The 18,834-nt window shown below is 61.2% G+C and carries 20 protein-coding genes; 12 read left to right on the forward strand and 8 right to left on the reverse strand.

Features of this window, described 5'->3' with window-relative positions; all coding sequences use genetic code 11:
- Positions 1-58: 58 nt before the first annotated feature.
- The 4 genes from HMPREF3056_RS01755 to HMPREF3056_RS01770 form a co-directional block, all read right to left on the reverse strand.
- Entirely contained in the window at positions 59-1,054 is a 996-nt protein-coding gene (locus HMPREF3056_RS01755; protein WP_046648202.1) for a sigma-70 family RNA polymerase sigma factor, read from the reverse strand.
- Positions 1,055-1,193: 139 nt separating this feature from the next.
- Positions 1,194-1,670: a D-aminoacyl-tRNA deacylase gene (gene dtd, locus HMPREF3056_RS01760; RefSeq protein WP_070753998.1), complete on the reverse strand. Its 477-nt coding sequence runs from the start codon at positions 1,668-1,670 to the stop codon at positions 1,194-1,196.
- Between the two features lie 86 nt (positions 1,671-1,756).
- A complete protein-coding gene (locus HMPREF3056_RS01765) occupies positions 1,757-3,298 on the reverse strand; it encodes a DUF7782 domain-containing protein (protein WP_210401769.1) in 1,542 nt (513 codons plus the stop codon).
- Positions 3,299-3,376: 78 nt separating this feature from the next.
- The gene (locus HMPREF3056_RS01770; RefSeq protein ID WP_141759832.1) at positions 3,377-3,838 is read right to left on the reverse strand and encodes a DUF3099 domain-containing protein; all 462 of its coding nucleotides are present in this window, start codon (positions 3,836-3,838) and stop codon (positions 3,377-3,379) included.
- Between the two features lie 48 nt (positions 3,839-3,886).
- On the opposite strand from HMPREF3056_RS01770, the gene HMPREF3056_RS01775 reads away from it, so the two are divergent.
- The 7 genes from HMPREF3056_RS01775 to dhaM all read left to right on the forward strand — a co-directional run bounded on the left by HMPREF3056_RS01775 (position 3,887) and on the right by dhaM (position 10,788).
- Positions 3,887-4,138 (forward strand): DUF3039 domain-containing protein, encoded by a 252-nt coding sequence (locus HMPREF3056_RS01775; protein WP_046648196.1) that lies wholly within the window; start codon positions 3,887-3,889, stop codon positions 4,136-4,138.
- 102 nt (positions 4,139-4,240) lie between these two features.
- Positions 4,241-6,031, forward strand: coding sequence for a DEAD/DEAH box helicase (locus HMPREF3056_RS01780; protein WP_070700456.1), 1,791 nt, complete (start codon positions 4,241-4,243; stop codon positions 6,029-6,031).
- 162 nt (positions 6,032-6,193) lie between these two features.
- Complete coding sequence (locus tag HMPREF3056_RS01785) at positions 6,194-6,640, forward strand: DUF2871 domain-containing protein (RefSeq protein ID WP_070513130.1); 447 nt, start codon at positions 6,194-6,196, stop codon at positions 6,638-6,640.
- Positions 6,641-6,642: 2 nt separating this feature from the next.
- Positions 6,643-8,271 (forward strand): MFS transporter, encoded by a 1,629-nt coding sequence (locus HMPREF3056_RS01790; protein ID WP_070754000.1) that lies wholly within the window; start codon positions 6,643-6,645, stop codon positions 8,269-8,271.
- 125 nt (positions 8,272-8,396) lie between these two features.
- On the forward strand, positions 8,397-9,398 hold the full coding sequence (dhaK, locus tag HMPREF3056_RS01795; protein WP_070754001.1) for a dihydroxyacetone kinase subunit DhaK: 1,002 nt from the start codon (positions 8,397-8,399) through the stop codon (positions 9,396-9,398).
- 10 nt (positions 9,399-9,408) lie between these two features.
- Positions 9,409-10,074, forward strand: a complete 666-nt coding sequence (gene dhaL, locus HMPREF3056_RS01800) for a dihydroxyacetone kinase subunit DhaL (protein ID WP_070513139.1) — start codon at positions 9,409-9,411, stop codon at positions 10,072-10,074.
- 3 nt (positions 10,075-10,077) lie between these two features.
- The gene (gene dhaM, locus HMPREF3056_RS01805; RefSeq protein ID WP_070679684.1) at positions 10,078-10,788 is read left to right on the forward strand and encodes a dihydroxyacetone kinase phosphoryl donor subunit DhaM; all 711 of its coding nucleotides are present in this window, start codon (positions 10,078-10,080) and stop codon (positions 10,786-10,788) included.
- A gap of 164 nt (positions 10,789-10,952) precedes the next feature.
- On the opposite strand, the gene HMPREF3056_RS01810 is transcribed toward dhaM, so the two are convergent.
- The 3 genes from HMPREF3056_RS01810 to ppgK all read right to left on the reverse strand — a co-directional run bounded on the left by HMPREF3056_RS01810 (position 10,953) and on the right by ppgK (position 13,855).
- Positions 10,953-11,279 (reverse strand): hypothetical protein, encoded by a 327-nt coding sequence (locus HMPREF3056_RS01810; RefSeq protein WP_070679687.1) that lies wholly within the window; start codon positions 11,277-11,279, stop codon positions 10,953-10,955.
- A gap of 103 nt (positions 11,280-11,382) precedes the next feature.
- Entirely contained in the window at positions 11,383-12,855 is a 1,473-nt protein-coding gene (locus HMPREF3056_RS01815) for an RNA polymerase sigma factor (RefSeq protein WP_070513148.1), read from the reverse strand.
- Between the two features lie 202 nt (positions 12,856-13,057).
- A complete protein-coding gene (ppgK, locus tag HMPREF3056_RS01820) occupies positions 13,058-13,855 on the reverse strand; it encodes a polyphosphate--glucose phosphotransferase (RefSeq protein WP_046648180.1) in 798 nt (265 codons plus the stop codon).
- Positions 13,856-14,176: 321 nt separating this feature from the next.
- Here ppgK and HMPREF3056_RS01825 point away from each other — a divergent pair, with 321 nt between their 5' ends.
- On the forward strand, positions 14,177-14,467 hold the full coding sequence (locus tag HMPREF3056_RS01825; RefSeq protein ID WP_070513154.1) for a DUF4193 domain-containing protein: 291 nt from the start codon (positions 14,177-14,179) through the stop codon (positions 14,465-14,467).
- Between the two features lie 44 nt (positions 14,468-14,511).
- Here the strand turns inward: HMPREF3056_RS01825 and HMPREF3056_RS01830 are convergent, their stop codons facing one another.
- Positions 14,512-15,048: a DUF3093 domain-containing protein gene (locus HMPREF3056_RS01830; protein WP_070513157.1), complete on the reverse strand. Its 537-nt coding sequence runs from the start codon at positions 15,046-15,048 to the stop codon at positions 14,512-14,514.
- Between the two features lie 124 nt (positions 15,049-15,172).
- Here HMPREF3056_RS01830 and dut point away from each other — a divergent pair, with 124 nt between their 5' ends.
- The 4 genes from dut to HMPREF3056_RS01850 all read left to right on the forward strand — a co-directional run bounded on the left by dut (position 15,173) and on the right by HMPREF3056_RS01850 (position 18,790).
- Entirely contained in the window at positions 15,173-15,649 is a 477-nt protein-coding gene (gene dut, locus HMPREF3056_RS01835; protein WP_070516901.1) for a dUTP diphosphatase, read from the forward strand.
- Between the two features lie 39 nt (positions 15,650-15,688).
- Entirely contained in the window at positions 15,689-16,606 is a 918-nt protein-coding gene (locus HMPREF3056_RS01840; protein WP_070754002.1) for a DUF3710 domain-containing protein, read from the forward strand.
- A gap of 182 nt (positions 16,607-16,788) precedes the next feature.
- Positions 16,789-17,487, forward strand: coding sequence for a DUF3159 domain-containing protein (locus HMPREF3056_RS01845; protein ID WP_118783626.1), 699 nt, complete (start codon positions 16,789-16,791; stop codon positions 17,485-17,487).
- On the forward strand, positions 17,474-18,790 hold the full coding sequence (locus HMPREF3056_RS01850; RefSeq protein WP_070754003.1) for a class I SAM-dependent RNA methyltransferase: 1,317 nt from the start codon (positions 17,474-17,476) through the stop codon (positions 18,788-18,790). Before HMPREF3056_RS01845 ends, HMPREF3056_RS01850 begins: the two co-directional genes overlap by 14 nt.
- Positions 18,791-18,834: the final 44 nt, after the last annotated feature.

An 18,834-nucleotide genomic window follows, 5' to 3' on the forward strand; every position in this document is an offset into this window, starting at 1 on the left:
ATTTAGGTGGGCAGGAGGGATGAACCTCGATGGCTAGCGCCAAGCTATGAAACAGAACTTAAAGCGCGTATTCGCGGAGACGATCGGCGCGGTTGCCCTCCCGCAGCTTGGCCATGACCTCGCGCTCAATCTGGCGAACACGCTCGCGGGAGAGACCGAACTTGCGTCCAATCTGATCGAGGGTGCGCGGAACACCGTCGTCCAAGCCATAGCGCAGGCGGATGACATCCTGCTCACGCTCCTCGAGGGAGCCGATGACGGAGCGGATATCAGAGTGGCGCATGGATGCCACCACGGCGGTTTCCGCATCGGTTGCCTCGGCATCCTCAATGAAGTCACCCAACGGTGCTTCTTCATCGGTGCCCACAGGCATATCCAGGGAGACGGGATCGCGAGACTGGCGCAGCAGCATTTCGATCTTGGACTCTTCGATGCCGGATTCCTCGGCCAGCTCCTCATTCGTAGCCTCGCGGCCCAAGGACTGATACATCTCGCGCTTGATGCGGGAAAGCTTATTGACCTGCTCTACCAGGTGCACCGGGAGGCGGATGGTGCGGGACTGGTCAGCCATGCCGCGGGTAATGGCCTGGCGGATCCACCACGTGGCGTACGTGGAGAACTTGAAGCCCTTGGCATAGTCAAACTTCTCCATTGCGCGAATCAGGCCCAGGTTTCCTTCCTGGATGAGGTCCAGCAGCGGCATGCCGCGGCCGGTATAACGCTTAGCCAGGGAGACCACGAGGCGCAGGTTAGCCTCGAGGAGGTGGGAGCGTGCCTTCTTGCCTTCGCGGGCGAGAATCTTGAGGTCGCGCTTCTCGGCGCGGGTCAGCTTCTCGGCATTGGCGAGCTTGTACTCGGCGTACAGGCCCACCTCGATTGCCTGTGCGAGCTCAACTTCGTCTTCGGCGCTCAACAACGCAGTCTTGCCGATTCCGTTGAGGTAAACGCGGACCAAGTCCGCGGAGGGATTGTCATTAGTCTGGTTACGGCGTGAGCCGCGGTCAACTTCCTGTCCGTCCTCGTCCTGGACGCTAGCAGCGGATGATGTGGCCATCTCATGCCTCCTAAGTTGCGGCTTGGTTCATCTCCTACAACGGACCTTCGGCGCAGATAGTTCCCACGGTTTGAAAAATGTTCACGCACCCCGGTCTGCGAGGTGGGTTTTAGGCCATTTTGGGGGAGGCGCGCCGAGGCTACACCTCAACGAGCACGGTAAACGGCCCTTCATTGACGGAGGAGACCTGCATCATGGCTCCGAAGCGACCTTCCTCCACGGTGATCCCGCGCTTCCGCAGGCGAGCGACAACCCCTTGGATCACCGGTTCCGCCGCGTCCCCGGGTGCGGCATCTGACCACGATGGCCGGCGGCCCTTCGCCGTTCGCCCGTAGAGAGTGAACTGGCTTACCACTAGCACTGGAGCTCCACTGTCAACCACGCTGGTTTCGCCCTCGAGAATGCGCAGCTCGGCGATCTTGCGTGCCATCGTGTCCATCCGCTCCTCCAAGGATGGCCCGTCGGCAGGACCAGCTTCGGCGCCTGCCGTGACATCGTCACGAGATACACCAATGAGCGCTAGGATGCCGCCGGTGTCGGGACAGCTGATGGAACCGACAACGTCGCCTTCTACCGTGACGGAAGCTTCAGAAACGCGGGTGAGAACAGCACGCATGGACGGGGATACACAACCTTTCTTGTGGAGAAGTTTTCAGTACGCAATGAGGCTCCTGGGGATACAGCTAACGCGAACTACTTGGTCTACTCGGTGTTGCTAAAAGCTAGCAGCTCCGTGGGGATCAGCAGACCATGGCGGATGAGATCCACGATGGCAGGAAGCGCAGCACTCACCAGTGCGGTCTCATCAAAGCCTTGTGCGGCGGCGTAAAGCTCGATGGTTTCGCCGATGCTCAACCCATGCGGATTAAGCCCGGCGACGATAGCCGCGAGGTGCTCGTCGACATCATGCTGCCAGCGCGGACCGTCGGTCCGGCTCAATCGGAGCGCTGCGCGCTCAAAGCCCATGCCAAGCTCAGCATCTGGCAGGGCCACGTCCTCCCGAGCAACACTGGGGCGCAGCTGAACGTGCTTGGTCTCCAGTTCTCCCGGCACCAAAGCGCGCAGCCATTCGACGCGCGCAAAATACTCTTCTACTTCTGGTCCGAGTGGATCAATGAGCGGCTGTGACATTGTCTCCGCCAGAATGTCCGAGGGCTCGTCGTCCCCAATACGCTGGATGGCTACGAAACCAAATCCGATGCCAGTGACCTCGTGCTCGCGGAAGTGTTCGAGCCAGCGGCGCGAACGCTCCCTTCCCTCAGGGCTGCGAACATCCACGGACTCATCGCTTAACCAGGTGGACACATACAGAGCAGGATCTGCCACGTCGCGTTGAATGATCCATGCGGCTACACCGGTGTCCGGTAACCACGAGGCAACCCGCTGTTGCCAGGACTCCTCGCCTTGATGAACCCACGCGGCGAGCACGTGCGCGGTTCCTCCAGGGGTGAGGTGTTCCACGGCTTGGGACACCACGAGCTCACTAGCACCATCGAGGTTGAGTCCGGAATCTCGGTACACATGGCCGACCTCAGGAAGGCCCACCACGAATGGAGGATTGGCCACGATGCGGTCGAAGCGCTCGTGTTGTACCGGCTCGAACCACGAACCCTGGCGCAGTTCGACCCGTTCCTTTGCGTCCGCTGCAGCAACGGTAGCGCGGGCGAGCTCGAGGGCTCGCTCATGGACATCAGTAGCGACGATGCGCTCTGCAGAATCCAGCTGCCCCAGGACTTGCACGCCAGAGCCTGTGCCCAGATCCAGCACCGATGACACCGGAGTAGTGGGAGTCGAATGAAGTAGGGAAAGGCTGGCAGAGCCGACACCCAAGACGTGCTCGGGACCAGGAACGTGGTCCACGAGGGAAGCATCAACATCGGAAAACACCACGCGATTCTTGCCCACGATGACGTGCGGCCGAATGTCGTATGCCACGTAGACAGTGCCGTGATCGTCGGTAAGCGCGACACCGCTGTCAAGCAATTGGGTGGCTAGGCGGGCACCGAGGACGTCGGAAAGCAGCGTGGCCGGCACGTGCTCGTGCAACACAAAGATGCGGATGAGGCGGTCGAGACGGGAGTCGCCGCTAGCACCCAGCGCCACGGCCTCGGGCTCCCCGCGATGTAGGGCTTCGGTGTACTCCGGCCCTAAGTGTCCCGCGATGCCGTCCGCGGTGAATCCCGCGTCAGCAAAGACACGGGCGAGGTCGGCCGCGACATCCGCGACGGGGTGCTCTGGGTTCATCTCCGGGCCAAAAGGAGAAGGCTGTTGTGTGCTCACAAAAGTGTCCTTACATTGCTTCGGGAGGTAAACGGTAAATGTCTAGTCTTCGTGGTCGATGGTGTTTTGCTTCGCCGTATCGTCGTGTGATGACGGCGCGCCGGGAAGCGCTCCATGGGACCGGCTTGTCAGTTGCTCGCGCTGGGCCTGCGCCATTTGCCGGGCCATAGCGGGCTTATAAACAGCCTTCTCGCGCTTGTCTTTCTTTTGACCCCGACCATTGCCAATGACCACAGCGATCCAGGGCAGTGGGAAGGTGACGGCCACGACGAGGGCAGCGGGGATCCACCACTGCCAAACATAAACCATGGCCCCGGCTATCAGGAGGGATGGAACGCGCAAAAACTGCAGTATTGAGTAGATGATCTCGCGGCGATGCCGGTCTTGACCGGGGGCGAGCTTGGCAGTCGTGATGAGGTGCGTCTCGCGGCCGAATCCGCGCCCGCGCCGCTGCCCTGAACGTGGGGTATGGCGGGGGTTATCGCGCGAGTTCGAAGGGGTCATGCCTACTAGCGTAGCTGCAGGACTCGCCAACTTCGATACCGATGCGGCATGATAGGGGGCGTGAGTACGACGACTAAGACTATTGAACGCCCTGATGTCCGCGAGGATACGTCGACCAACGACGACACCCCGAAGTTCTTCCACTACGTGAAGAAGAACCAGATCCTCGATTCCGCGGTCAACGGCAAGTACGTCGTTGCCCTGTGTGGAGAGACCTTCCCGGTGACCAAGCAAGCGAAGCCCGGCTCACCCGTGTGCCCAGACTGCGAGCGCATATATAAGAGCTTGCGCCGCCGTTAAGTCTGACGTCGACGCTCATCCTGCGTCGGCGTAAACCGAAGCGTACGAAAAACTTCACAAGAGCGGGATGTTGGGATAACTAGAGGGGGAAAGTCGCTGACCGTGTCTACTCAGACTCCAGCACAGAGATTTGCCAATAACGGTTCGCTGCGCGTATGGCAACGCGCGGCTTTGGATAAGTTCCTAGCCACCAAGCCGAAGGATTTCATGGCGGTGGCAACGCCAGGCGCAGGTAAGACCACCTTCGCCCTGCGGGTAGCCACAGAGCTCATGGCGGACCGCACCGTAGAGCGCGTCATCGTGGTGGTGCCCACCGAGCACCTCAAAGTGCAGTGGTCGGAATCCGCCTCCCGCGTAGGGCTAGCGCTTGACCCCAAGTTCACAAACTCCTCGGGAGTCAACCCCGCGATGGACGGTGTCGTGGTGACCTATGCGCAGGTGGGCATGCACCCGTACAAGCACCGCGCGGTTGCCTCAGCGCGGCGCACCCTGGTGATCCTTGATGAGATTCACCACGCCGGAGATGCCAAGAGCTGGGGCGATGGCGTGCGGGAAGCCTATGATGATGCGGAGCACCGCCTCGCACTGACTGGTACGCCCTTCCGCTCCGATGACTCGCAGATCCCCTTCGTGCGCTATGAGGAGGACGGGGAAGGCCACCTCGTATCCCGCTCTGATCACACGTATGGCTATGGCGATGCGCTTGCCGACGGTGTCGTGCGCCCCGTGGTCTTCCTCAGCTACTCCGGCGAATCCCGCTGGCGCGACAGCGCCGGTGAGGAACATGCGGCCCGTCTCGGCGATATCCTCAATCCGGAGCAGACAGCCCGCGCCTGGCGCACGGCCCTCGACCCGAAAGGCGAGTGGATCCCCACCGTCTTGCAGGCGGCGCACACGCGGCTGATGCAGATGCGCCGCAACATGCCGGATGCCGGCGGTCTGGTACTTGCTACCGACACGACAACCGCGCGCGCCTACGCCAAGATCCTCAAGCAGATCTCCAATACTCCCGTCTCCGTCATCCTCTCCGATGATCCAGGCTCCTCCGCGCGCATTGCGGAGTTCTCTGAATCCACCGACGAGTGGATGGTGGCCGTGCGCATGGTGTCGGAGGGCGTCGACGTTCCCCGCCTCGCCGTGGGCGTGTACGCCACCTCTGCCTCGACCCCGCTGTTTTTCGCTCAGGCCATCGGGCGTTTCGTGCGCTCCCGCATGCCCGGCGAGACGGCCTCCGTCTTCCTGCCCTCCGTGCCGGTGCTCTTGGGCCTTGCCGAGAACATGGAAAAGCAGCGCGACCACGTCCTGGGAGGGGAGAAAAACCCCGACAAGGATGGCTGGGACGATGAGCTGCTCGAGGACGCCAATAAGAAGAAGTCCGAACCGGACATGCTCGAGCCTTCCTATGAATCCTTAGGCGCGGAGGCAGAGTTTTCCGGGCTGCTTTATAACGGCTCGCAGTTCACGACGGGCAATATCACGGACGAAGAGGAAGACTTCCTTGGAATTCCCGGGCTTCTCGACGCCGACCAGGTCAAGGACCTTTTGCGCAAAAAGCAGTCCGAAGAGTTGGACCGCCGCGAGGCAGAAGAGAAGGCGCGCCGGGCTGCGGAAGCAGCAGAGGAACAACGCCGCAAGCTCTACGGCACCCCACATGCACCCAAGCGTGGGGCAGAGGCGTCGGCAAGCGGTGCTGGTTCCCAGCCAGGTGTGGTGGATGAGATTTCCGCGCTGCGCAAAGAACTCAACACGGTGGTGTCTATTACCGCCCAACGCACCGGGCGCCCGCATGGAGCCATCCACACCGAAGCGCGCAAGGCCTGCGGTGGCCCGCCGACTGCGTTGTGCGACGCCGAGCAGCTGCGGGAGCGCATCGATTACCTGCGCAAGTGGTAGCCGGCGCGGCCACGCTATCAACTAGTTGGTTGATGAGAAACTCAACCGGCTACGCGATGGAAACGCTGTGAGCGCGAAGCAGGATGGATAGCAGATGGTCTAAAGGCCAATCACCATCCTCGACGCAATCGCCACAGCAGCGTGGCTAGGAAGGAACACACAATGCAGTCCCTCTATAGAGCAGCCATCTTCTACCTTGTCATGGGGTTGAGCGCCGGCGTGTTCTACCGCGAGTTCACGCGCGCGAACGATTTCCCGGAGGGACAGTTCACCCAGCTAGGAGTGGCCCATACCCACCTCTTGGCGCTGGGGTTCATGATGTTCCTCATCTTCCTTGTGGTGGACAAGGTCTTCGCCGTGTCCCGCAACACGAAGCTTTTTAACTCCTTCTTCTGGTTCTACAACATTGGCGTTGTGCTTACCGTTGGAATGCTCATCTGGCACGGTAGCTTAACTGTGCTGGGGGAGGAATCGACCGCGATGATCGCCGGAATCGCCGGCCTCGGACACATCTTCATCACGGTGGGTCTGGCACTCTTCCTCGTCGCACTTGGCCGCGCATTGAACGAGCCCGCTAACCCTGCCGCCGCAACTTCTGTGAGCGCCTAGCTATGCCCGCGGCTACAACAGAATCCAGCACGGTGGCACCAACCCGCCGTGACTGGATAAGCCTTGCGGTTTTATCGGTAGGTCTGGGCCTCATCGTCCTCGACGGCACCATCGTCGGCGTGGCATTGCCCGCCATCATCACGGACCTCAACCTGGATATTACCCAGGCACAGTGGGTCAACAGCCTCTACGCGGTGGTGCTTGCCGCACTGCTACTGTCCACAGGAAAAATCGCGGATAGTTGGGGCCGCAAACGAGCTTTCCTTCTCGGCCTCGCCGTATTCGTAGCAGGCAGCGTGTGGGCTGGTTTCTCCGAAACAGCGGGAATTCTCATCTCGGCACGTGCCGTGCAGGCAGTGGGCGCGGCTTTTATCATGCCCTCCACCCTGTCCACCGTGAACGCCGTATTCCGCGGGAAGTATCGTGCGGCCGCATTCGGCGTCTGGGGCGCCGTCATCTCAGGCGCTGCTGCCGTAGGCCCTCTAGCCGGCGGCGCGCTTACTCAGTGGGTGTCCTGGCACTGGATCTTTCTAGTCAACGTCCCCATCGGCCTTATCGTGGCCGGTGGAGCTGTCCTTACCGTCCGGGAAACCCGCAGCCCAGAGACTCGCCCTGGAGTCGACGTCGACGGCGCACAGTTGAGCGCGATTGCCTTTGGGGCCCTTGTTTTCGCCGTCATCGAGGGGCCCAGCCTTGGCTGGTGGACGCCGCAAGCGGAGCTGACTGTGTTCGGGTGGACGTGGCCTACCACCGCGCCGGTATCCGCTGTGCCGGTGGCGCTGCTCATCGCCGCGGTCGGATTCACTTTGTTTATCCGTTGGGAGAAGCACCGCGAGAGAGTGCAGCGTTCCGCATTGCTGGACCTAGGACTCTTTTCCTACTCTACGTTTTCGTGGGGAAATACCACCGCCGGTGCGGTAGCCATCGGGGAGTTCGCCATCATCTTCGTCTTGCCGATATACCTCATTAATGCGTTGGGCTTAAGCGTAATGTCTGCCGGCCTTGTGCTCGCGGCGATGGCCGTCGGAGCCTTCATTTCAGGTGCAGCTGCACGCCACGTCGCTGGGCGCTTCGGCGCCCCTGGCACCGTACTCATCGGCCTGAGCCTCGAGGTCGTCGGTGCTCTCATACTCGCGTTAATTCTCGGTCCCGACACCAGCGGATGGCTCATCGCGCTGCCGCTTGTGATCTATGGAGTGGGCCTAGGATTCGCTTCTGCGCAGTTAACCGGAACCGTCTTGCGTGACATCCCCGTGGAAAACTCAGGCCAAGCTTCCGCGACACAGAGCACAGTTCGTCAAATTGGTTCTTCCCTGGGAACCGCGATTTCCGGTTCGGTCTTTTCCGTCTCGCTAGCGCTGTCTCTGCCGAAGGCGCTTAATACCATTGGCTTCGATGGTCCGGCTGCGGAAGGAATAGCGGAAGCAGCGCGTCAATCGGCTGGGTCGAGTATCGCTGGGCTGCGTGCGCAGGGTGCCGCCAGTCCCTTCGGAGAGGAGACTGCCGTGTTGGTCCGAGCACTCAGCGACGGTATGAGTGATGCAGCGCGTTGGTCATTGCTGACCGCAGTTGCGTTCTTAGGGCTCGGTTTTATTGGTGCGTTGCAAGTCCGCAAAGCAGCGCAGGGCTAAGCAAGGGGGGCGTAGCCCACGGTGTTGGCGCAACGGTTTCAGCGAAACATCCAGCAGCGAAGGGTAGGCTCGGCAGCATTGTGAGAAGAGTGCTCTAGGCCAAAGACAACCTAAGGAGATGGATGATGAAAAAGCTCATCAACTCGCCGGACAACGTAGTAGCCGAATCAGTAGAAGGCTTCGCGTTAGCCCACGGTGACATTGTGACTCGCAACACGGAACCGCTGTTTGTTGCCCGCGCACAGAAGAAAGAACACGGCAAGGTGGCTATTGTCTCCGGTGGTGGTTCTGGGCACGAGCCTTTGCACGCGGGTTTCGTTGGCTACGGCATGCTGGACGCGGCGGTGCCGGGCGCCATGTTTACGTCGCCTACACCGGATGCAATCCAAGCAGCCACCGAAGCGGTAAGTGCTGGGGCGGGCGTTCTTTACATCGTCAAGAACTATACCGGCGATGTTCTCAACTTTGATACGGCAGCCGAGCTGGCTGACTTCGATGATATTGAGGTCAGCCAGGTCATCGTCGACGATGATGTCGCGGTGGAGGATTCTACGTTTACCGCCGGACGCCGCGGCGTGGCAGGAACCTTGTTGGTAGAGAAGCTGGCAGGTGCCGCAGCCGAGCGCGGCGATGATCTTGCTGCGGTGACAGCGGTGGCTAAGAAGGTAGTGGAGAATACCGCGACCATGGGCGCGGCACTGAGCGCCTGCACGGTGCCGCACGTGGGCAAGCCCTCCTTCGACCTTGGGGAAGACGAAGTCGAACTCGGCGTGGGTATCCATGGCGAGCCGGGCCGCAAGGAAATTCCACTGGTTTCTGCCGATGACGTTACTGATCACCTACTCGACCCCGTCTTGGCAGATCTTAAGCTGAGCGAGGGGGAGCGCACCATCGTCGTCGTCAATGGCATGGGCGCCACCCCGGCCTCTGAGCTGTACGTGGTCTACCGCCGCGTGGCCCAGCGTCTCCAGCAGGCTGGCATCGCCATTGAGCGCTCCCTCGTGGGTAACTTCGTCACCAGCCTGGACATGGCTGGGTGCTCTGTTACCGTCATGCGAGCGGACGACGAGGACCTCGCGCTTTTCGACGCTCCCTGCCACACCTCCGCACTACGCCAAGGAATGTAACAATCTAACTATGACGAATTCTGAAACTCTTTCAAGCGCGTGGGCACAGGAATGGATGAAAAGCTGTGCCGAAGCCGCGCGTGAACACCGTGAGGAGCTCATCGAGCTCGACCGTGCCATCGGCGATAGCGACCATGGAGAAAACGTCGACCGTGGTTTCCGCGCCGTCGTCGACAAGGTTGCTGCGGATATCTCTTCGGATGACTCAACGGTCGCTGATGTACTCAAACTAACCGCGAAGACTCTCATGTCCACCGTCGGCGGAGCCTCCGGCCCATTGTTGGGCACCGCCTTCTTGCGTGCGGCGAAGGCCGCCGGCACCGGTGACATTGATGCTTCTACGACGGCTGCGCTTATTGAGGCCGCCCTCGAGGGAATCATGACCCGCGGCAAAGCAACGGAAGGGGAGAAGACCATGGTCGATGCTTGGGCGCCAGCGGCGCGCGCTGCCCGCGACGCCGCCGATGCCGCACAGAGCCCCGCCGAGGTCTTGCGCGCGGCTGCCGACGCGGCCGCAGCCGGCGCGGACGCTACTATCCCGATGGTTGCGACTAAGGGACGCGCTTCCTACCTGGGCGAGCGTTCTGCCGGGCACAAGGATCCGGGTGCCGCCTCCTCGGCGCTTTTCCTCGCTGCGGCTGCTGACGCCGCCGACACTACTGGGAAGGGGGCGTAGAGCATGGCACAGCCGCGCGTTGGACTCGTTCTCGTTTCGCATTCCGCGAAGCTCGCAGAAGGATTGGCTGAGCTCGCCGCCCAGATGGCCGCTGATGTCACCATCCTTCCTGCAGGTGGCTTGGAAGACGGCAGTATCGGAACGTCCTATGACTTCATCGAAGGCGCTATCAGCCACGCCATAGGTCAAGGTCTCAGCGTTGTTGTGCTCACGGACTTGGGCTCGGCAACGATGACCGTCGAATCGGTTCTGGAGTTTCTGGACGAAGAGCAAGCACTGTTCGTTGATGCCCCACTGGTCGAGGCCACTATCGCTGCGGCAACCGCCGCCCAGCAAGGCGATGATCTGGGGGCAGTTGCTGACGCCGCTAGACGAGCTATCGAGGCTTTCACTCCTCAGCAGCCTGCTGATCCCGGGACTGTGCGCGAGCAAGACCAAGAGGAAGATCCACATCGATACTCGCTGACTGTGACCATTGCCGATGAAGCAGGACTACATGCTCGTCCCGCGTCCAAGATCGCTGAAATGGCGGCTGAAGCAGAGGGCGATATCGTCCTTACCTATAACGGTGAGGCAGTAGAGGCAGACTCCGCGATGATGCTGATGTCGCTCGGTGCTTGCCAGGGCGCATCGGTGACCATTAGCGGAGATATCTCCGATAAGGAAGTCATCGACCGGATTGCCACGGCCATCGAGCTGGGGCTCGACGGTTAGAAGCGTGCCCCGAATGGTGCGGCGTGCGGGCACCGTCCCCCGCATGAAAGGACGCTTCCAATGCCTTCGAATAAGGTAAAGGCAGCGTCCTAGTTGAGTTCTCTTGAAAGCGGGGAATCCATGAACCAGCCCGATTACGTACAGGCTTATCCGAATACTTCCCCTTACTCCTCTGCGGGGTCGTACACGTCTCCGATAGAACACCCTTCCACGCCGAACCCCCTCGCGCCGTGGGTACTGGGGCTGGCGGTGCTTCCGCCACTCTTCATCATCGTACTGACACTCTTGTGGGGTGCAGTGGGATTCTTGTCGTCGATGCTGACGATCTTTACCGGATGGTGCGCGGTGGGGCTGGGGATCGTGGCGCTCATCCTCGGATCAGGGCGAAGCCCGGAGCATAGGCGAACCGGCATCACAGTGTCCGGGATGATCATCGGATTCTGTTGGAGTTGTATCGCACCGTTCGTTCCCATGGCCATGATGGTGGTCATGGGACTCAATCCCTAGAGCTGCTAGGAAACCCAGAGCCCTGATACATAAAGAAAAGTGGCGGCGAGGAAATCTTTCCTCGCCGCCACTGTCGTGTCCGCGGGCTTAGTCGAGATAGTCCCGCAGCACCTGGGAGCGCGAAGGGTGGCGCAGCTTGGACATGGTCTTGGACTCGATCTGGCGAATACGTTCGCGGGTGACACCATAGACTTGGCCGATTTCGTCTAAAGTGCGCGGCATGCCATCGGTGAGGCCGAAGCGCAGACGAACCACGCCCGCCTCACGTTCAGACAGGGTCGTGAGCACGTCCTGCAGCTGGTCTTGCAGCAAGGTGAAGGAGACCGCGTCGACAGCAATGACGGCCTCGGAGTCCTCGATGAAGTCACCCAGCTGGGAGTCACCCTCATCACCGATGGTCTGGTCCAAGGAGATGGGTTCACGAGCGTACTGCTGGATTTCCAGCACCTTTTCCTCGGTGATGTCCATTTCCTTCGCCAGCTCCAGCGGCGTGGGCTCGCGGCCCAAATCCTGCAGCAGCTCTCGCTGGATGCGGCCCAGCTTGTTGATGACCTCGACCATGTGCACAGGAATGCGGATGGTGCGTGCTTGGTCTGCCATCGCGCGGGTAATAGCCTGACGGATCCACCAGGTGGCATACGTGGAGAACTTGTAGCCCTTGGTGTAGTCAAACTTCTCAACAGCGCGGATGAGACCCAAGTTGCCTTCCTGGATGAGATCCAAGAAGGCCATGCCGCGGCCGGTGTAGCGCTTGGCCAAGGACACCACGAGACGCAGGTTTGCCTCGAGAAGGTGGTTCTTCGCCTTGCGGCCATCACGAGCGATGGCACGCATGTCACGCTTTTCCATGGGGGAAAGCTTGGCGGCCTTGTCGCCTTCGGCACGGGCCTTTTCCATCTCATCCATGCGGTACTGAGCGTAGAGGCCAGCCTCGATTCGCTTGGCGAGGGAGACCTCTTGCTCGGCATTGAGCAGGGCGACCTTACCGATTTGCTTCAGGTAGGCGCGGACAGAGTCTGCCGACGCGGTCAGCTCCGCATCTTTGCGGGCTTGGCGCAGGGCTGCGGACTCATCCTCGTCCCAGACCGAGGAACCATCGTCCTCGTCCTCATCAGCGTCGTCGCCCTCGAGGTCATCATCGTCGTCGCCGAACTCGTCTTCATCATCCATCTCGGCGTTGTCCGGATCGAAATCGATATCGGCATCGTCAGTGGTGTCGGCGTCCAACTCGTCGGTCTGATCCTCGGCGAGATCCTCGGAAGACTTGGCAGCTTCAGGCGACGTTGCCTTTGTGGCTGCTGACTTACGCACAGTCTTCTTGGCCGCCTTTTTTGTGGCCTTTTGTGCAGACTTGCGGGTGGTCTTCTTTGTTGCCTTCTTGGCCGTCTTTTTAGCCGTTTTCTTGGCTGTCTTTTTGGCTGTCTTTTTCGCGGTTTTCTTGGCCGTTTTCTTAGCGGTCTTTTTTGCCGTCTTTTTGGCGGTCTTCTGTGCAGGTGCAGATGCCTCGGAGGTGCTCTCGCCCGCGCCGAGTACCTGGTCTGAAGAATCAGTGGCTGCCACGTACGCCCTTTCGACTTGCTCTCTGAGTGGAAACTATGGGGACGCGCAAGTTAGTCGCGACTAGTCCCCGATGCTAGCCCGCCTCCGAGATGAGCAGGGGAGGCGCGCCGCTGGATATTGGATAATCGACAGCCCAGTATAGATCATTTCTTGCACTAGGCGGTGACTGGGGTCAACTCGGAAATGCTGGCCCCCGGTTGCCTTATGGGCGAATACCTTCTTGTGCTGCCATGGCTGCGCCTACTATACCGGCGCGATTGCGAAGCTGAGCTGCAACGACGGGCGTTTCGATGCGGAGGTGCTCTCCCCACTTGTCAAACTTGCGGGAAATTCCTCCGCCGATGACGAAGGCTGAAGGGTTAAACAGGGCCTCATACTCGTGGAGTACGCGGTTGACGCGCTTCGCCCACTGCTTGGTTTTGAGCCCCTCGCGGTCCTTGACGGCTGAAGAAGCTTGGTGCTCCGCCTCCTTCTCGCCAACGATGAGGTGCCCAATCTCCGTATTGGGGAAAAGCTGGCCATCTAGCAGGAAAGCGGAACCAATACCAGTGCCCAAAGTGAGGAAGATGACGGGGCCGGAGCGCGCAATCTCGTCGCCATAAGCCACCTCGGCGAGGCCGGCCGCGTCGGCGTCGTTAAGCACGGTAAAAGGAACGTCGAGGTATGAGCTCAACAATTCCTGTGCATCCGTGCCGATCCAGGATTTATCAATGTTTGCCGCGCTGCGGATTACCTGGTCCTTTACCACCGCTGGCATGGTAATGCCGACGGGACCGTCCCAGTTCTTCTCTTCGATGATCTGGGCAATCACCTTGGCGACGGCGTCCGGCGTTGCGGGCTGGGGAGTAGCAATCTTGAGGCGGTCACCAACGAACTCTCCCGTTGCGAGGTCGACTTCGGCACCCTTGATGCCAGAGCCTCCAACATCGATGCCGAAGGCGTGGCCTTCGTGCTGCGGGCTCGGTTTCGTGTCCTGGTGCTGTGATTCATGGGCGGTCATACCGACAGTCTATGTGGGCCCGCGCGATGATGCGGCATGATCCGAGGGATGAAAAGGGCAGTAGCGGTAGTGCCGTGCGGTTTGCGGTGCGTGACGCGCTTTTTGGGCTGGCGGTAAGCACAGACTGTGATGAAATTCTTGCGGCCCGCTATAGAGCTGGAATCAGCAGGTCACAGGGGTGAAGGAGGAGTAATAGGGGGTAGGATAGTGCAGGGTTTGGTGCCCCCGCGGCGGGGCGAGTGTGACACAGAGGCCAGTCTGGTTTAGGATGCCGTCGATAAATACACATACCTATCGATCTGACTCACAGGGGCAAGCATTATGGCCACGGATTATGACGCACCGCGTCGCCGCGCTGAAGACGACCTCGAGGCCGATTCCCTCGAGGGCCTGAAGGCGGCTGAAAGCGATAACAATGGCATGGATGACGATGGAGAAATCGTCGAGGCCTTCGAACCGCCGTCAGTGGACCTGACCGGTGAAGAGCTCAACGTCACCGTCGTTCCGCGCAAAGAAAACGAGTTCACCTGCTCTGTATGTTTCTTGGTGCAGTCCAACAAGCGCCTTGACCATGAAGAGGACGGCGAGCCAATCTGCATGGACTGCGCCTAGTAGGCCAGTTTCACCGAGGCGTGGCTGAGGCCTTAATTCAAGCCTTAATTGCTGCGCCTTGTAGCTGCTGCGGCCTGCTCGGGGACAAAGGCTGCGAGGAGTTTTTCGGGGTTGGTGGATCCGATGAGCCAGTAGGGCGTTGGATCTTCGGGGTCATCGAGGACGAGCATGACGTGTTCGGGTACCCAGCCGTGTGTGACGAGGAAGGCAGCCGGATCGAGCTGTGGACCGAGCGCGTTGCGGCGTGCAGTGGCCGGCACCGCGGTACTGCGGGCGACAACATCGTTCGGCAGCTGCGCGTCCTTGACGGTGAGCCACCGTGTGCCGTCGGCATCCTGTTCCACCTGCACCACCGTGTTGGACCATGTCAGCAGGACCCACGCGGCGATGGCACTGAGCAGGATGGCGGGGACGATGACCCACATGATTCCACGGTTGAGGCTGACTGTGGCGGTGGAGATCGCTACAACAAAGGCCGTCATCAGCCACCAGTACCACGGCACCCATTGGCGCTCACGGTAGAGGATCACTGGGGAAGCGGCTGGTGCCGAGGGGGAAGCAGACGAAGAACTCGAAGTCATGACCTTCGAGTCTAGCCGTCGGGGAAGGGGAGAGCCCAACACGCAGAGTAGGCGCGGCTGCCAGGCTGACGCGGCTTCCAGCCCTGACGGTTGGGGATGGAGGGGACAAGGTAGGCTGGGCCGCGTGAATGAGCAACACCCTCTCGTAGATCCAGTTAGTCCCTTCGGCGACATTCAGGTCAAGCGCCTTGATAAGGAGCTTCCGCTACCGCATCGCGCTCACGGCGGCGATGCGGGCGCGGATCTCTACGCTGCTCACGACGTTACTTTGCGGCCCGGCGAGCGCGCTCTTGTCGGTACGGGCATTGCCCTTGCCCTGCCGATGGGCACGGTAGGCTTGGTCCACCCGCGCTCGGGCCTGGCGGCCAAGCACGGCATCTCCGTCGTGAATACCCCCGGCACCATCGACGCCGAGTATCGCGGTGAGATTAAAGTATGCCTCATTAATCACGACCCAGAGGAGACCTTTGAGGTCACGCGGGGAATGCGTATCGCGCAGTTGATTGTCCAACGCGTGGAGCTGGTGGGCTTCCAGGAAGTCGAGGAACTTGATGACACCGCTCGTGGCGACGGCGGGTATGGATCAACCGGCGTTAACTAAGTTCAACAAAGCAGACACGGAATGAGGAAGGCTTAAACTATGGCGATGTGGCCCTTTGGAAAAAAGAAGAAGAACTCTGCCGTCCACCAGGAAGAGGCGGCTACCGAGGCCGTGGCCGAGGACACCACCACAGTGAACCCGGCAGCGGAGAACGCAAACGATGGCGCCACTGAGGCCGCTCCCGAGCCAACCACTGGTCTTGTCCGTGAGGATGAAGATGATGCTCAAGCTTCTCTAGCCGTGAAGGCTGTGGCTCACGATGCCATCAACGGCGACATGGGTCCCTACGATGGGGATAATGTCGACATCGCTGAGTTTAACTTTGAGGACTTCTCCGTAGGCCTGTTAGATCTGGGCTCACTGCGCATCCCGCTGCCGAAGGGCTCACAGGTCCAGGTGGAGATGGGTCAGGAAGGCCCGCGCATGCTCCACATTCTCACCCCACACGGCCGCATGACCCCAGTGGCCTTTGCCGCGCCGCGCACGCCGGGGCAGTGGGCGGAGTCTGCGGAGGACATCATCAAAGGCTTGGAAGCCGATGGTTTTGCTGCCCACCCGGAGGATGGCCCGTGGGGTTCTGAGATCGTCGGCAGCAGCGAGAAAGGCGGCATACGCATTATCGGTGTGGAGGGGCCGCGGTGGATGTACCGCTTGACCCTGGCTGCACCTGCCGGCAAGGAAGAGGAATTGGCGCAGCTAGGGCGCGAAGTCGTTGCCCGCACCTTTGTCTACCGCGGTGAGGATCCCATCCTGGCTGGCAGCTCCCTGCCTGTCACGCTTCCGCAGCAGCTGGCTGAGCAAGTTCAGCAGGCGCTGAAGGAACGCCAGCAGCAGGCCGCGCAGGCAGACAGCGCGGATAGTGCAGCGCCAGCGGACACGGCCACGGATACAGAGAAGACCGCGGAGTCCCAGGCCCGCGAGCAGTTGCGCGACCTCGAAGACAACGAGAACAAGTAGCGCACTTCAGCCTGCCGGCCAGACCCCTCCGGCACTACCGAAAAGGACCCCTTAAGCACGTGACCAGCCCTACTCCCGAAGAGCGCGAGCCTTACCGCACCCCGGCGTCTGCGCATGACCACGATAGCGCCGAGCGCGCTACTGAACCTGCCCCTGAGCCATCCTCGAATCCTGGCGCCGACATGGCGGCGGAACAAGCGACGGTGTCGCCAGAAGCTGATCCGGAGCCGTCGTTGCTCGACCAGATGGGTGGGCTGACCGGGCTGGTGTCTGCGACCCTGCCCGTGCTGGTTCTCATCCCGGTCAACAACGTCTGGGGGTTGGGGCCGGCGCTTGTTGCGGCACTGGGCGTGGCGCTGGCTATCAGCCTGTGGCGCCTGGCCCGCAAGGAAACCCTGCAACCAGCTTTTTCTGGTCTGCTGGGCGTGGCCATCTGCGCCGGAATCGCGTGGTTTACCGGGGATGCCAAAGGCTATTTCCTCTACGGAATTTGGATGTCGCTCGTGCTGTTCATCGTCGCGATCGTTTCCATTATTCTGCGCTGGCCGCTTGTCGGCGTGGTATGGAAAGGCCTCAACGGTGAGGACATGGGGTGGCGCACAGTGCCACGGGCGCGACGCTCCTATGCCTATGCCACCGCCGGATGGGCGACGGTGTTCATCGCCCGTTTTGCGGTGCAACGCGCGCTCTACGATGCCGATGCCACCACAACGCTTGGTATCGTCCGCATTCTCATGGGCTGGCCGTTAACGGGTATCGTCACCCTCCTCACTATCTGGATGGTGCGCCGCGCGAATGCCGCCGTGGAGGAAGCGCAGGGCGGCGACACTACGTCGCAGGGCGGCGACAACTCTAAGGAGAAGATCCATGACCGCGACTGATCACAACTTTGCGAAAGATCAGAGCGCCGCTGCCGGAAGCCTGTGCAAAGGGCAGTCATTCGACACCACCATCGAACGTATGGGGCACGGCGGTGTCGGAATCGGGGCGGCCCCCGACGGGCGCGTGTGCTTCGTCCCGGGTGCCTTCCCCGGCGACCATGTCACGGTAACTGCGACCAAGGTGAAGAAGTCCTTTGTGGAAGCCGCGCTGAGTTCCGTCGTACAACCTGGGCCCTACCGTGTCGAATCTGCGTGCCCGGCCGCGCAGCGTGGCGCCGGCTGTTGTGACTTCGCTGAGCTCGATCCCGCGGCGGAGCCAGACATCAAGGTCGCAGTCTTGCTCGATCAGCTGCGCCGCGTGGCTCACATCGAGGATGCTCCCGACGTCGAGACCATCGATGTGGCACCGCATCGCGGGTGGCGTACGCGGGTGCGGTTGGGCGTCGACAAGCAGGGCCGTGCTGGTCTGCGCAAGCGTGGCTCCACGGAGCTCGTCACCGACGTTGCGTGCAGCCAGCTGATTCCGGGGCTCGTCGACGGCCTAGTGGGGCCTGATGCCCGTACCTTTAATCCAGGTGCAGAGGTAATCGCGGTCATGGATAGCGACGGCAATAGGCACGTCGTGGAAACCCGGAAGGCGCCGCGGGGGCGGCGAATCGAGACCATTCGAGAGGTCATCGAGGCGCCAACTGAGAATGTGGTGCAGCGTGCTGACGGCCACGAGTTCCGCTTCCCGCCCACCGCTTTTTGGCAGGCGCACGTCGGAGCACCGGACGTTTACACCAGCCTTGCACGCGAGTGGCTCGGCGCAGAAGGCCACGGGAACGGCGGTGAACCTGAGGCAGCGGACGAGCCCGCTGTACATGCAGTGGCCTGGGATCTGTATGGCGGCGTTGGTCTGTTCGTTCCCGCGCTCGCAGATGTCACCACACCCCAGGGCGGGCACACGGCCGTGTATTCCGTCGATTATTCGCCCGCAGCAGCGGCGCCGCAGCCGGGGCTCGCAGGCATTGACGTGCACTTCCGCACCGCCAAGGTGGAGCAGGTGGCCAGCCAGCTTCCGCAGCCGGCGTCGGTGATTTTGGATCCGCCGCGTACCGGTGCTGGCAACGACGTGGTGGCCGCTGTCGCCGCGGCAAAGCCGCAACGCATCCTGCATATCGGTTGCGATCCCGCTACGTTCGCCCGGGACTTGGCTGCTTGGTCGGAGCATGGTTACCGCGCGAAGCGCCTCGCCATGGTGAATGCTTTCCCCGGAACGCATCACTTTGAAACCCTGGCACTCCTGGTTCCACTGGCCTAGGGCGCACAGGGGGCGCCGCGGGAGTGGTCGGGCAATGATTGACG

The sequence above is a fragment of the Corynebacterium sp. HMSC056F09 genome, from assembly GCF_001815785.1.
Lineage (GTDB): Bacteria > Actinomycetota > Actinomycetes > Mycobacteriales > Mycobacteriaceae > Corynebacterium > Corynebacterium hiratae.

Coding starts and splice junctions, on each gene's coding strand:
- HMPREF3056_RS01765 (WP_210401769.1), bottom strand. CDS start 3,298: ATGAACCCAGAGCACCCCGTCGCGGATGTCGCGGCCGACCTCGCCCGT.
- HMPREF3056_RS01840 (WP_070754002.1), top strand. CDS start 15,689: ATGGCGATGTGGCCCTTTGGAAAAAAGAAGAAGAACTCTGCCGTCCAC.
- HMPREF3056_RS01790 (WP_070754000.1), top strand. CDS start 6,643: ATGCCCGCGGCTACAACAGAATCCAGCACGGTGGCACCAACCCGCCGT.
- HMPREF3056_RS01830 (WP_070513157.1), bottom strand. CDS start 15,048: ATGACTTCGAGTTCTTCGTCTGCTTCCCCCTCGGCACCAGCCGCTTCC.
- HMPREF3056_RS01810 (WP_070679687.1), bottom strand. CDS start 11,279: ATGACCACCATCATGGCCATGGGAACGAACGGTGCGATACAACTCCAA.
- dhaK (WP_070754001.1), top strand. CDS start 8,397: ATGAAAAAGCTCATCAACTCGCCGGACAACGTAGTAGCCGAATCAGTA.
- HMPREF3056_RS01850 (WP_070754003.1), top strand. CDS start 17,474: ATGACCGCGACTGATCACAACTTTGCGAAAGATCAGAGCGCCGCTGCC.
- HMPREF3056_RS01775 (WP_046648196.1), top strand. CDS start 3,887: ATGATAGGGGGCGTGAGTACGACGACTAAGACTATTGAACGCCCTGAT.
- dtd (WP_070753998.1), bottom strand. CDS start 1,670: ATGCGTGCTGTTCTCACCCGCGTTTCTGAAGCTTCCGTCACGGTAGAA.
- HMPREF3056_RS01785 (WP_070513130.1), top strand. CDS start 6,194: ATGCAGTCCCTCTATAGAGCAGCCATCTTCTACCTTGTCATGGGGTTG.
- HMPREF3056_RS01770 (WP_141759832.1), bottom strand. CDS start 3,838: ATGACCCCTTCGAACTCGCGCGATAACCCCCGCCATACCCCACGTTCA.
- HMPREF3056_RS01845 (WP_118783626.1), top strand. CDS start 16,789: ATGGCGGCGGAACAAGCGACGGTGTCGCCAGAAGCTGATCCGGAGCCG.
- dhaL (WP_070513139.1), top strand. CDS start 9,409: ATGACGAATTCTGAAACTCTTTCAAGCGCGTGGGCACAGGAATGGATG.
- HMPREF3056_RS01755 (WP_046648202.1), bottom strand. CDS start 1,054: ATGGCCACATCATCCGCTGCTAGCGTCCAGGACGAGGACGGACAGGAA.
- dhaM (WP_070679684.1), top strand. CDS start 10,078: ATGGCACAGCCGCGCGTTGGACTCGTTCTCGTTTCGCATTCCGCGAAG.
- ppgK (WP_046648180.1), bottom strand. CDS start 13,855: ATGACCGCCCATGAATCACAGCACCAGGACACGAAACCGAGCCCGCAG.
- HMPREF3056_RS01825 (WP_070513154.1), top strand. CDS start 14,177: ATGGCCACGGATTATGACGCACCGCGTCGCCGCGCTGAAGACGACCTC.